Origin of the sequence: Klebsiella sp. RHBSTW-00215 (assembly GCF_014103785.1) — a bacterium.
Classification (GTDB): Bacteria; Pseudomonadota; Gammaproteobacteria; order Enterobacterales; family Enterobacteriaceae; genus Klebsiella.
On sequence record NZ_JABXQS010000001.1, the window covers coordinates 229188 to 242266 of the forward strand.

Annotated in this window: 9 protein-coding genes; 5 read left to right on the forward strand and 4 right to left on the reverse strand. The window is 57.4% G+C overall.

Annotated elements, in window-relative coordinates:
• The first annotated feature begins 70 nt into the window (after window positions 1-70).
• Window positions 71-1012 (forward strand): aliphatic sulfonate ABC transporter substrate-binding protein, encoded by a 942-nt coding sequence (locus HV127_RS01120; protein ID WP_182234582.1) that lies wholly within the window; start codon window positions 71-73, stop codon window positions 1010-1012.
• 214 nt (window positions 1013-1226) lie between these two features.
• On the opposite strand, the gene HV127_RS01125 is transcribed toward HV127_RS01120, so the two are convergent.
• From HV127_RS01125 to ssuD, 3 genes are all read right to left on the reverse strand, one after another.
• Complete coding sequence (locus HV127_RS01125; RefSeq protein WP_182234584.1) at window positions 1227-2633, reverse strand: LLM class flavin-dependent oxidoreductase; 1407 nt, start codon at window positions 2631-2633, stop codon at window positions 1227-1229.
• A 73-nt stretch (window positions 2634-2706) separates the two neighbouring features.
• Entirely contained in the window at window positions 2707-4104 is a 1398-nt protein-coding gene (locus HV127_RS01130; protein WP_182234586.1) for an FAD-dependent oxidoreductase, read from the reverse strand.
• A gap of 30 nt (window positions 4105-4134) precedes the next feature.
• Window positions 4135-5307 (reverse strand): FMNH2-dependent alkanesulfonate monooxygenase, encoded by a 1173-nt coding sequence (ssuD, locus tag HV127_RS01135; RefSeq protein ID WP_182234588.1) that lies wholly within the window; start codon window positions 5305-5307, stop codon window positions 4135-4137.
• A 271-nt stretch (window positions 5308-5578) separates the two neighbouring features.
• Between ssuD and HV127_RS01140 the strand changes: the two genes are divergently transcribed.
• Both HV127_RS01140 and xni read left to right on the forward strand, forming a co-directional pair.
• On the forward strand, window positions 5579-7522 hold the full coding sequence (locus tag HV127_RS01140; RefSeq protein WP_182234590.1) for a sigma-54-dependent Fis family transcriptional regulator: 1944 nt from the start codon (window positions 5579-5581) through the stop codon (window positions 7520-7522).
• A 110-nt stretch (window positions 7523-7632) separates the two neighbouring features.
• Window positions 7633-8388 carry a flap endonuclease Xni gene (gene xni, locus HV127_RS01145; RefSeq protein ID WP_182240521.1) on the forward strand — a complete coding sequence of 252 codons (756 nt, stop codon included), beginning with the start codon at window positions 7633-7635 and terminating at the stop codon, window positions 8386-8388.
• Between the two features lie 284 nt (window positions 8389-8672).
• Here xni and fucA read toward each other — a convergent pair whose 3' ends face one another.
• Window positions 8673-9320, reverse strand: coding sequence for an L-fuculose-phosphate aldolase (fucA, locus tag HV127_RS01150; protein ID WP_182234592.1), 648 nt, complete (start codon window positions 9318-9320; stop codon window positions 8673-8675).
• Window positions 9321-9892: 572 nt separating this feature from the next.
• Here fucA and fucP point away from each other — a divergent pair.
• Window positions 9893-11203, forward strand: a complete 1311-nt coding sequence (fucP, locus tag HV127_RS01155; protein WP_182234594.1) for an L-fucose:H+ symporter permease — start codon at window positions 9893-9895, stop codon at window positions 11201-11203.
• A gap of 31 nt (window positions 11204-11234) precedes the next feature.
• The gene (fucI, locus tag HV127_RS01160; RefSeq protein ID WP_182234596.1) at window positions 11235-13010 is read left to right on the forward strand and encodes an L-fucose isomerase; all 1776 of its coding nucleotides are present in this window, start codon (window positions 11235-11237) and stop codon (window positions 13008-13010) included.
• Window positions 13011-13079: the final 69 nt, after the last annotated feature.

A 13079-nucleotide genomic window follows, 5' to 3' on the forward strand; every position in this document is an offset into this window, starting at 1 on the left:
AAATTTAGTTATTTATTGGTTATAAAGACGATTTGTTACCTTACGCAAAACCGCTTAAGGAGAACGAATCATGCTCAAACTATCTCGCCCGGCCCTGCTGCTACTGCTTGCTGGCTTATCCACTTCCGCGCTGGCGAAAACGCCGGAAACCGTCAATATCGGCTACCAGAAAGCCAATATCTTCGCGCTGCTGAAATATCGCGGCACTCTTGATGAGAACTTTAAAAAGCAGGGGATCGCCGTGCGCTGGATAGAGTTCCCGGCTGGGCCACAAATGCTGGAAGGGCTGAACGTCGGCAGCATCGACCTCGCCGCGACCGGTGATGCGCCACCGGCCTTCGCCCAGGCCGCACAGGCAGATCTGGTCTATCTGGCCCATTCACCGGCGAACCCGAAAACAGAAGCCATTGTGGTGGCGGAAAACTCAGCGATTAAGACTGTCGCCGATCTTAAAGGCAAGCGCGTGGGGTTAAACAAAGGCTCCGACGTGAACTACCTGCTGGTGGCCGCGCTGGAAAAAGCCGGACTGAGCTATAAAGATATCACCCCGGTCTACCTACCGCCTGCCGACGCCCGCGCCGCCTTCCAGCGTGGCGCCATTGACGCGTGGGTTATCTGGGATCCGTTCCTGGCGGAAGTGGAAACTAATGCCAAAGCCCGACAGATCCGCAACGCCGAAGGGCTGGTGCCGCACTACACCTTCTATCTGGCAAGCCGTAAATTTGCCGATACTTATCCGGATACTGCGAAGCAAGTGGTTGATGAACTGGATAAACTCAGCGAATGGGCCAATAGCCATCAGGATGATGCCGCCGGGATCCTTTCCACCTCAACCGGGCTGGATAAGGCCATCTGGCTGAAGACGCTGGCGCGCCTGCCCTACGGTGCCGAGCGCATGACGCCAGCGGTCTATAGCGAACAGCAGGCGCTGGCGGATACCTTCACCCGCATCGGCCTGCTGCCGGTGAAAGTCGATGTGCGCAGCGCCACCTGGTCGCTGGATAAACAGTAATTTAGCTTTCCATCCCCGGGTCGCGGCGCAAGCGCCTTACCCGGGCTACGAAACCGCAGACTGCACGGATCGGTAGCCCGGACAGGCGCGTCAAGCGCCACCTCCGGGAAAGCGCTCCGGCCCCACAAACCGCACGAGCCAGTCCCCCGCCCCTTTGGGGAGAGGGTTAGGGTGAGGGGAACCAACTGCACCATCTGTACTGGCCTGGTAAAACTCAACCCACCTTCTCTTCGCTCCCGACCGCGACCGGTGCGCCGTGGCGATAGCTGGCCCCCGGATGCGGCGCTGTCAGCCGTGGACCTGCGCCAAACAGCTTTTCACGCAGGGTTCCTTCGCGATACTCCTGCTTGAACACACCGCGCTTTTGCAGTTCAGGGATCAGCAGGTCGACCACGTCGCGGAAGGTTTCGTGCGTCACCGCATAGGCGAGGTTGAAGCCATCGACATCGGTCTCCTCCACCCAGGACTGCAATTCATCGGCAACCGTCTGCGGGCTACCGACCACCAGCGGGCCGAAGCCGCCGATCCCGGCCCAATCCGCCAGCTTCTGCACCGTCCACTGGCTATTCGGATCAGCGGTTGAAAACGCCTCCACCATCGACTGAATCGCATTGGTATGCAGATACTCCAGCACCTGATCTGGCTGATACTGACCAAGGTCGATTCCGGTCCAGCCCGAGAGCAGCGCTAGCGCCCCTTCGTAGCTGACGTACGGTTTATACTCCTGCCATTTCGCCTGCGCTGCGCTGTCGGTCTCACCGACGATGACCGTCTGCATATTGAAGATCAGGATGCTGCGCGGATCGCGTCCGGCCTCTTCGGCACGGCGGCGAATATCCGCCACCGTCTTTTTCAGCAGCACTTTTGACGGCGCGCCAACGAACACGCACTCCGCATGCCCGGCGGCAAACTGCTTACCGCGGCTGGAAGCGCCCGCCTGATAGAGCACCGGCGTGCGCTGCGGTGACGGTTCACATAGATGGATCCCCGGTACAGAAAAAAAGTTGCCCTGATGATTTATCGGGTGAATTTTTCGCGGATCGCTGAAGATCTTACGCTCCCTATCGCGCAGCACCGCACCATCTTCCCAGCTCCCCTCCAGCAGCTTATAGACCACCTCCAGATACTCATCGGCATAGTCGTAGCGGGCGTCGTGGTCGGTCTGCGCTTTCTGGCCAATATTGCGCGCACCGCTCTCAAGGTATGAAGTCACAATATTCCAGCCGACCCGCCCTTTGGTCAGATGGTCGAGAGTCGACAGACGACGGGCAAACGGATACGGATGTTCAAAGGAGAGCGAAGCGGTCAGGCCGAATCCCAGATGCTCCGTCACCAGCGCCATCGGCGTAATCAGGGCCAGCGGATCGTTAACCGGCACCTGTGCCGCCTGGCGAAGCGCCGCATCGCCATTACCGTTCAGCACATCGTAAACGCCGAGCACATCGGCAATAAACAGGCCATCAAACTTACCGCGTTCCAGCAGTCGCGCCAGATCGACCCAATACTCAAGGTCTTTATACTGCCAGGAGCGGTCGCGCGGATGGGCCCATAGCCCCGGCGACTGATGGCCGACGCAGTTCATATCAAAAGCGTTCAGACGAATTTCACGTTGTGATGACATAGCACTTCTCCACGGCGCGCCCCGGCAGCGGGACGCGCGCATAATCATTAAGGGAATCAGGGATAAAAGACGTTCAGAACGCCGGACATCGGGTGGATTGTTTGATTCCCAGGGTTAGCAGAGCTTCGGCCGCGACGTCGGCGGCATGGTCAGCCACCTGCGGCAGGCCCATCAGTTCACCAAAGAACCCCCGCGCGGCAGGCCCGGAGATCAGCAAGTTGGGCACGGCACGGCCCTCCCGATCAACGGCGCGGGAGCGCTCATCAACATCCAGCCCCAGCCCAAGGGCATCGGCACAAATCAGCCCGCGCTGGCTCAGTTGGCGCAGCAGTGGCTGGCTGTCGGTCAACGCGCCGTGCGCCGGGCCGGTGGTTAAAATTAAATGATCAACGGTCACTCGTTGCGGTTCACCGCGCCGAGGCGACAGGGTTAGCGTCAGCTTTTGCGCGTCGGCTTCCAGCGCCGTCAATCTCGCGGCCTGTACGCTCAGGTTGCCATCACGCTGGCGCTGTTCAAGCACCTCAGCCACCTGCGGGGCGATACGGTAGCGGTGAACATCCCAGTAGCTGCGCAAATGGCGCAGAAAGCGCTGACGATCGGCAACCGTCAGTCCCCGCCAAATGCGTTGCCCCTGGTTGCGCACCGCGTCCAGTACCACCTGCCAGGCCAGTCCCTGCTCCGCTGCGCAGTCGATATCCTTGCGGATCTTCCGCAGCCGCTGGCGCAGCGAACCCTCGTCGTATTCAGCGGGCCAGCTCGCGCTGTTGCCGCTCTGGTTGCTGCGGGATAACAGCCCACGGCGTGAAAACGCGGTAATCGGCCCCCGATGGCCCAGGCGCGTTAGGGTGGCGATGGTATCCGCCATCATCAGGCCAGTCCCCATAACCGCCACGCTCGTCTCTGGTGCGATATTTTCCAGAGCGCCCGCTCGCCAGGGGTTAGCGATTAACGCCGGATGTTTCTCAAACGGTTTAGCCAGCAACGGTAAAGAAGGTGGCGGATGGCTTATCGCCAGTACCAGCAGATCAGCTGATAACCGACGACCACCGTCGGTGACCACCTCGCCATCATTAAAGCTCAGCGCCTGTTCGCGCAGATGTACCAGCCGTCCTTCGCTGGCACGCGCCGCCCCGGCAAAACGCTCAGCAATGTAACGGCCAAACTGCCCGCGCTGCGGATAAACCGTGCCGTCCGCAAGCTGGGCCTGCGGATCGTCAGCAAAAGCAGGCTGGTGGCGGTACCAGCTATCAAATGCACCGTCCTCTTCCCCCGCCAGCTGCATCCGCGCGGCAGGAACGTTGATCCGATGGCTCGGCTCCGTCGTGGAATAGGCCACGCCCGCGCCGGGGATCTCGCGCGGTTCCAGTAGCGTCACCCGCACGCCAACCGGGGCCAGTCGCAGTAGATGAATAGCCACCGCCGCGCCGCTAAATCCGCCGCCGACAATCACCACATGGGGTTCAGTTTGCATAGTCCAGCGCCTTCAACATTTGGCCTCCTCTCAGCTTGCGCTGACCTGTTTTACCGGGCGCTTATCGCCGCCGATGGTTTCACCGAACGGGCCGGTATTCACGCTACGCGCTTTCGGCTGATCATGGCCTGCCAGCGGCAGTAGCGGCATCACCAGGTCTGCGAAGCGATGCGCCTCTTCCAGATGCGGATAGCCGGAGAAGATAAAGTTGGTGATACCGAGCGCCTGATATTCACGAATGCGTTCCGCCACCTGTTGTGGGTTGCCAACCAGCGCCGTCCCTGCCCCGCCTCGTACCAGCCCTACGCCCGCCCACAGGTTTGGCGCAATGCGCAGATTGTCGCGCGAACCTTTATGCAGCGCGCTCATCCGCGACTGTCCGGTGGAGTCCATGCGGGCAAAAATTTTCTGCGCCTGGGCGATAGTGTCGTCATCAAGATGAGAAATCAGGCGATCGGCAGCTGCCCACGCTTCCTCTTCGGTTTCACGAACAATCACGTGCAGACGAATACCGTATTGCAACGTGCGTCCACGGGCGGCTGCGCGCTCGCGCACTACGGCCAGCTTTTCGGCCACCAGCGCGGGCGGCTCGCCCCAGGTCAGGTAAGTATCGATTTGGTCGGCGGCGACATCGATGGCATCTTCAGAAGAACCGCCAAAATAGAGCGGCGGGCCGTTTTCCTGCACCGGAGGAAACAGTACTTCCGCGCCCTCAACGTGAATATGCTCGCCGTGATAGTCCACATTTTCGCCTTTCAGCAGACGCGAGTAAACATCGAGAAATTCGCGGGTCACCTGATAGCGTTCGCCGTGACTAAGGAAAATACCGTCACCTTTGTTCTCCACCGGATCGCCGCCGGTGACGACGTTAATCAGCAGCCGACCGCCAGACAGGCGATCGAGCGTCGCCGCCATTCTCGCCGCCAGCGTCGGCGGTTGCAGGCCTGGACGGACGGCGACCAGGTAGCGCAAACGGCGGGTCAGCGGCGCCAGCGCCGAGGCCACCAGCCAGGAATCTTCACAGCTTTTCCCGGTGGGGATCAGCACGCCGTAGTAGCCAAGGCTATCGGCCGCCAGCGCCACCTGCTGCAGGTAAGGCAAATCAACCGGGCGTCCCCCCTCTGCGGTGCCCAGGTAGCGGCCATCACCGTGGGTAGGCAGGAACCAGAACACATTGATTTTCTCGTCGGCTTTTTGGGTCATTATCTCTTTCCTATATAACCATATTCGATATTTATCGAAGTGTTGTTTTAATTTAGTTATATGAGTGTTAGCGATAATCATGCCAATGGTAAATAAAAAATTAACCAAACAAATTCAGTGTGTTGGCAGAGATTAAATTTCACCTTGCTGTTGCAAATGCGCCAGCCAATGCGACCAGACTGTCGCTTTTGCAACAGTCCGGCGAGTTTACCCTCTGGTTTCCGCCGTCGGCACAGGATAAGTTCAGGGCATCAACTACCGGAGATCCGCCATGCTGAACCCTGAATTCCCATCCGCTACGCCCGTGCTAATCGACCCGGCGTCAAAAGCGTTTCAGAGTCTGTTGGATAAACTGGCCCCTACCGAAGCGACGGTGCTGATCGTCGGCGAAACCGGCACCGGTAAAGAGGTTGTCGCCCGCTACCTGCATCACCATAGCCCGCGCCGTCACCGGCCGTTTCTGGCGGTCAACTGCGGCGCGCTCAGCGAAAGCCTGGCGGAAGCGGAGCTGTTTGGTCATGAAAAAGGGGCCTTTACTGGCGCGATACAAAGCCATCCTGGCTGGTTCGAGGCAGCGCAAGGCGGCACGCTGCTGCTCGATGAAATCGGCGAGCTGAGCCTGTCGCTACAGGTCAAGCTGCTGCGCGTCCTGCAGGAGCGCGAAATCACCCGCGTCGGCTCACGCAAAGCGATCAAGGTCGATGTGCGGGTGATCGCCGCCACCCACGTTGATCTGATGCAGGCCATCCGCGAACGTCGTTTCCGCGAAGACCTCTACTACCGGTTGAATATCGCCATCGTGCCGCTGCCACCATTGCGCCAGCGCCGTCAGGATATTCCCGTGCTGGCGGACCATTTCCTCTCGCTCTACGCCCATCGTCTGGGCCGCCCGGTTTGCCGTCTGGCCCCGGAAACCCTGGCAAGGCTGATGGATTACCCCTGGCCGGGCAATATCCGCGAGCTGGAGAACACCCTGCATAACGCGGTGCTACTCAGTAAAGAAGAGGTCATTAGCCCTGCCCAGCTACGGTTGACGACCCTAAGCAGTGCGCTACCGGCAGCCAGCGATAATGAACTGGACGACCTTATTCACCACCAGCTCTCCCTCCCGGGTGAGCCGCTGTGGGAGCGGGTCACCGGGGCGTTGATTCGCGGCGCGATGGCACACTGCGACGATAACCAAAGCCAGGCCGCGGCGTTGCTAGGCATTAGTCGCCACACGCTGCGCACGCAGCTGGCGAATTTTGGCATGATTAAAGGCCGCCGCAGGCTGGAGCCGACTTATCGTCCGGCGGTAAATAGTGACAGTCATGACCGGGAACTGCGCATCGGTTTTCAGCGTTTCGGCAACCTCGGTATCCTGAAAGCGCGGCAAAGTCTGGAGAAAGCCTTTGCCAGCCACGGCGTCAGCGTGCTGTGGAGCGAGTTCCCCGCCGGGCCACAGTTGCTGCACGCGCTGGCCTGCGATGAGATAGATTTCGGTACCACTGGCGAAGCGCCTCCGGTCTTCGCTCAGGCCAACAACAGCGATCTGGTCTACGTCGCCTGGGAGCCGCCCGCACCGCAAAGCGTGGCGATGGTCGTCCCGCAGCACAGCGATATCCACACCATTGCCGACCTGCGTGGCAAGCGCATCGCGCTGAATAAAGGTTCTAACGTTCACTGGCTGCTGCTGCATATTCTGGAAGAGGCCGGGCTAGAGTTGAATGACGTCAAAGTGGTCTACATTCCACCGAAGTACCCGCTAGCCGCCAGCGATTATCTAACAGTTGATGCGTGGATGATGTGGGATCCGCTACTCAGCGATGCGGAATGTAGCGGTGAATTACGGGTCGTCACCAGCGGTGAGGGGCGCGTCAACAACCACCATTTCTACCTCTCGCGCCGCGACTACGCCATCCGCAATAACGATATTATGCAGCGCCTGGTTGCCGAATTAACGCAGACCGGGCAGTTTATCGACCAGCACCGTGATGAAGCTGCAAACCTGCTCTCTGCGGAGCTGGGGATTAATGCCGCTTCGCTGACCCGAGCATTAGGCCGCCGCAGCCATCGTACACGCCCGATGGAACTCAACGTGATTCGCGCCCAGCAAAGTATCGCCGATCGTTTTTACGCCCTGGGGCTTATCAACAAACCGATTTCGGTGCGCGAAGCGGTCTGGTACGGCGACGCCACTAATAGCGAACCCAGCCTGCTGATGCACGTCGATTAGGTCGAAACTGCGAGTCATCTTCCTGATTCTCCTGGTGCCAATAGCCTCATCCGCGCAGCGATGTTACCCTAAAAGGCATTAAGAACAGGAGCCTATCTATGGGGACATCCGTGGCCGTTCATCTACTCATCGTCGACGCACTTAATCTCATTCGCCGCATCCACGCGGTGCAGGGGTCGCCCTGCGTCGATACCTGCCTGCACGCGCTTGAACAACTGGTGGTCCATAGCCAGCCGACTCACGTCGTGGCGGTGTTTGATGATGAAGACCGCGCTCACGGCTGGCGACATCAGCGCCTGCCGGACTATAAAGCCGGGCGCGCACCGATGCCGGAAACCCTCGAAGCGGAGATGCCAGCACTGCGAGCGGCGTTCGAGCAGCGTGGGTTCCGCTGCTGGGCGATCTCCGGCAGCGAGGCCGACGACCTTGCCGCCACTCTGGCGGTGAAAGTGGCGCAGGCCGGGCATCAGGCCACCATTGTTTCCACCGATAAAGGCTACTGCCAGCTGCTGTCGCCAACTATCCGCATTCGCGATTATTTCCAGAAACGCTGGCTGGATGCGCCGTTTATCGCCAAAGAGTTCGGCGTCACGCCCGAGCAACTGCCTGATTACTGGGGGCTGGCGGGCATCAGCAGCTCAAAGGTTCCCGGCGTGGCGGGGATTGGGCCGAAAAGCGCCGCCCAACTGTTAACCGATTTTCAGGATCTGGAAGGGATCTACGCGCGACTGGCGGAAGTGCCGGAGAAGTGGAGTAAGAAGCTGGAAGAACATAAAGAAATGGCGTTTACCTGCCGTGAGATAGCACGCCTGCAAACCGATTTGCAGCTGGATGGCAACCTGCAACAGCTGCGTCTGGCACGGTAGCGCTATCCTGCCCGCAGACGATGGTGAACCCGTTGCCCGGATGGCGCATCCTGCCCACAGACGGCGGCTACCCCGTAGCCCGGGCAAGGCGCTTTGCGCCGCCCCCGGGAGCAGAGTGCAGAGGGGCAGAATTTCCCGGAGGCGATGCTGCGCATCTGTCCAGGCTACCATCCCGCAGACGGCGGTAAACCTGTTGCATCCTGCCCACAAAGCGGCATCAAACACAGGCCGGATAAGGCGATACGCCGCCATCCGGCTGCCGGGAGAAAACATTCTCTTAGGCTTTATTCTTCGATACGTAGTCCGTAGGTTTTGAATTTTTCCAGCACGATAGCGATCGCCTCGTCATCAAGCACCGGAACCGGATCGACAATAGCCAGCGTGCTGAGGTAGAGCTGCGCCAGCACTTCCACCTCATGCGCCAGCCACAGTGCTTTTTCCAGATTCGCTTCGCAGGCGATCAGGCCATGGTGCTGCAACAACGTCGCTTTACGGTTTTTAAGGGCTACGGCCACATATTCAGACAGCTCGCGGGTCCCAAAAGTGGCGTATGGTGCGCAGGGGATAGAATTACCGCCCGCCGCCGCAATCATGTAGTGAATAGCCGGAATAGGACGGTTGAGGATCGATACCGCCGTGCAGTGAACCGCATGGTTATGCACCACCGCGTTAACGTCAGAACGCGTCTGATAAGCCGCCATATGAAAACGCCACTCGCTGGATGGCAGTTTGCCCTGCTCATGCTGACCGTCGGCATCAATATAAACAATGTGTGCTTCGGTCAGTTTTTCATAAGCGATGCCCGTAGGCGTTATGAGCATTCCCCCTTGATAACGCACGCTCACATTACCTGCGGTTCCCTGGTTTAATCCCAGGCGGGTCATTTCCAGACAGGTATCAATAATCTGCCGGGCCAGTCTATTTCGTTCCATTTCTTACCTCTCTTTATGATGCTCAATACGACAACAGACGACTCACCTGGCATGACGCCCTGGCGCTGTTGAATAATGCGAATAATTGTTCACCATCATCATCCTGAATAATGAGAAAGGAATTTACATCACCACATTCTGTGACACCCCTCACTTATTTAAAGCTAAAAAAAACAGATAGCTCATTTTTAATTTCTCAAAAATGCCCGTTATTACTGATACATTAGAAAACGGGCATTTTAGCGATAATTGTAACAACTGCCCGTTTTCCACATTATAAATTTAATCGGTCATTCTCTTTGTGGGTTTTAGAATTAACATTCTCAAACGGTCATGTTTTCCTGATTATTAAAGTGATGATAATCACATAAAATCAATCAATAGATGCTAAGTGTGACCACCATCATATTAAAAGACGTTTTTTATTTGAAAATGCATTCATGAGTTCATTCCGTGATGTTTATTTCACTGTTTACACCGTCACCGGAACTCCCCTGATTTTTGCGGTCTGGTGGGTATAACCAACCACACTCTAATGCTGCTGAACACGCTTCTGAACCAATGAGGATGCTATGGGAAACACAACAATACAAACGCAGAGTTTTCGTGCGGTAGATACAGGGCAAAGCAAGCGCTACATTATTCCCTTCGCCTTACTGTGCTCGCTATTTTTCCTTTGGGCGGTCGCCAATAACCTGAATGACATCTTATTACCCCAATTTCAACAAGCTTTTACGCTAACTAATTTTCAGGCCGGACTAATCCAATCCGCTTTTTATTTTGGCTACTTCGTCATTCCTATCCCTGCGGGGATCTTGATGAAAAAATTAAGTTACAAAGCAGGGATTATTACCGGATTATTCTTATATGCTTTAGGCGCAGCATTATTCTGGCCAGCCGCCGAAGTGATGAACTACACCTTATTCCTGATTGGATTATTTATTATCGCCGCAGGCTTAGGTTGTCTGGAAACGGCGGCGAATCCTTTTGTTACCGTTTTAGGGCCAGAAAGTGGTGGACACTTCCGACTTAATCTGGCGCAAACTTTTAACTCTTTTGGTGCCATTATCGCCGTCGTCTTTGGGCAAAGTCTTATTTTGTCTAACGTGCCGCATCAATCTCAGGAAGTGCTCGATAAAATGGCGCCCGAACAGCTCAGCGCCTATAAGCACAGCCTGGTGTTATCGGTACAAACCCCTTATATGATCATCGTCGCGGTCGTCTTACTGGTCGCTCTGCTGATTATGTTGACCAAATTCCCAGCCCTGCAAAGTGATGATCATAGTGATGTCGGACAGAGTTCATTTTCAGCATCGTTTTGCCGCCTGGTGCGCATTCGCCACTGGCGCTGGGCGGTACTGGCGCAGTTCTGCTACGTCGGCGCGCAAACCGCCTGCTGGAGCTATCTGATTCGCTACGCTATCGAAGAGATCCCCGGCATGACCCCAGGCTTTGCCGCCAACTATCTGACCGGCACCATGGTGTGCTTCTTTATCGGTCGCTTCACCGGTACCTGGCTTGTCAGCCGCTTTGCGCCGCATAAAGTCCTGGCAGCCTACGCCCTGCTTGCCATGATCCTGTGCCTGATTTCAGCCTTCACGGGCGGCCAAATCGGCCTGTTGGCCCTGACGCTGTGTAGCGCATTTATGTCGATTCAGTATCCGACCATCTTCTCGCTGGGTATCAAAAATCTGGGACAGGACACCAAATACGGCTCCTCTTTCATCGTCATGACCATCATTGGCGGCGGCATCGTCACCCCGGTCATGGGTTTTGTCAGCGACGCCGCAGGCAGTATTACGACCGCAGAGCTCATTCCGGCACTTTGCTTTGCCATCATCTTCATCTTTGCCCGTTTCCGTTCACAAACGGCAGCTAACTAAACATTTATCCGAATAACGTGAGGAATCTGTAATGAAAAAAATCAGCTTACCGAAAATTGGTATTCGCCCGGTGATTGATGGACGTCGCATGGGAGTGCGCGAGTCGCTGGAAGAGCAAACCATGAATATGGCGAAAGCCACCGCCGCGCTTATCACCGAGAAACTCCGCCACGCCTGCGGCGCACAAATTGAATGCGTGATCGCCGATAGCTGTATCGCGGGAATGGCCGAATCCGCCGCCTGTGAAGAGAAATTCAGCAGCCACAACGTCGGTGTCACCATTACCGTCACTCCGTGCTGGTGCTACGGCAGCGAGACGATCGACATGGACCCGCTGCGCCCAAAAGCCATCTGGGGCTTTAACGGCACCGAGCGCCCTGGCGCGGTGTATCTTGCGGCAGCGCTGGCGGCGCACAGCCAGAAAGGCATTCCGGCATTCTCCATTTACGGTCATGACGTGCAGGATGCCGATGACACCTCCATTCCGGCAGATGTCGAAGAAAAACTGCTGCGCTTTGCCCGCGCCGGTTTAGCGGTCGCCAGCATGAAAGGCAAAAGCTATCTTTCCGTCGGCGGCGTGTCGATGGGGATAGCCGGTTCCATTGTCGATCACAACTTCTTCGAATCCTGGCTGGGCATGAAGGTGCAAGCGGTGGATATGACCGAACTGCGCCGCCGTATCGATCAGAAAATCTATGACGAAACCGAGCTGGAAATGGCACTGGCGTGGGCGGATAAAAACTTCCGCTATGGCGAAGACCAGAACGCGCAGCAGTATAAGCGTAATGAAGAGCAGAGCCGCGCGGTGCTCAAAGAGAGCCTGCTGATGGCGATGTGCATCCGCGACATGATGCAGGGCAACAAGAAGCTGGCGGAAAAAGGGCTGGTGGAAGAGTCGCTGGGCTATAACGCCATCGCCGCCGGCTTCCAGGGCCAGCGTCACTGGACCGATCAATACCCCAACGGCGATACCGCCGAAGCGCTGCTCAATAGTTCATTCGACTGGAACGGCGTACGTGAGCCGTTTGTCGTCGCCACCGAGAACGACAGCCTCAACGGAGTGGTAATGCTGATGGGACATCAGCTAACCGGTACCGCTCAAGTGTTTGCCGACGTCCGCACCTACTGGTCGCCGGAAGCGGTAGAACGCGTCACCGGAAAACCGCTGACCGGGCTGGCTGAGCACGGCATTATCCACCTGATCAACTCCGGCTCGGCGGCGCTGGATGGATCTTGTAAACAGCGAGATGACAACGGCAAACCGACCATGAAACCACACTGGGAAATCAGCCAACAGGAGGCCGACGCCTGCCTGGCAGCCACCGAGTGGTGCCCGGCGATTCATGAATATTTCCGCGGCGGCGGCTTCTCTTCCCGCTTCCTGACCGAAGGCGGCGTGCCGTTCACTATGACCCGCGTGAATATCATCAAAGGCATTGGTCCGGTACTGCAAATCGCCGAAGGCTGGAGCGTTGAGCTGCCGAAAGAGATGCACGACCAGCTTGATGCCCGCACCAACTCCACCTGGCCCACCACCTGGTTTGCACCGCGCCTGACCGGTAAAGGCCCGTTCTCCGACGTCTATTCAGTGATGGCGAACTGGGGCGCTAACCACGGCGTGCTGACCATCGGCCACGTCGGCGCCGACTTTATCACCCTGGCGTCTATGCTGCGTATTCCGGTGTGCATGCATAACGTCGAAGAGGCGAAAATTTATCGCCCTTCCACCTGGTCTGCGCACGGCATGGACACAGAAGGCCAGGATTACCGCGCCTGCCAGAACTATGGCCCGCTGTACAAGCGTTAATGCGGCTTTGCCCGGTGGCGCAAGCTTACCGGGCCTACGGGCGCGTGAACCGTAGGCCGGATAAGCGCA

Bases quoted from the DNA above. Each gene is read 5' to 3' on its own strand.
- fucA (WP_182234592.1), bottom strand. From the start codon at position 9,320: ATGGAACGAAATAGACTGGCCCGGCAGATTATTGATACCTGTCTGGAA.
- HV127_RS01120 (WP_182234582.1), top strand. From the start codon at position 71: ATGCTCAAACTATCTCGCCCGGCCCTGCTGCTACTGCTTGCTGGCTTA.
- fucI (WP_182234596.1), top strand. From the start codon at position 11,235: ATGAAAAAAATCAGCTTACCGAAAATTGGTATTCGCCCGGTGATTGAT.
- ssuD (WP_182234588.1), bottom strand. From the start codon at position 5,307: ATGACCCAAAAAGCCGACGAGAAAATCAATGTGTTCTGGTTCCTGCCT.
- HV127_RS01130 (WP_182234586.1), bottom strand. From the start codon at position 4,104: ATGCAAACTGAACCCCATGTGGTGATTGTCGGCGGCGGATTTAGCGGC.
- HV127_RS01125 (WP_182234584.1), bottom strand. From the start codon at position 2,633: ATGTCATCACAACGTGAAATTCGTCTGAACGCTTTTGATATGAACTGC.
- HV127_RS01140 (WP_182234590.1), top strand. From the start codon at position 5,579: ATGCTGAACCCTGAATTCCCATCCGCTACGCCCGTGCTAATCGACCCG.
- fucP (WP_182234594.1), top strand. From the start codon at position 9,893: ATGGGAAACACAACAATACAAACGCAGAGTTTTCGTGCGGTAGATACA.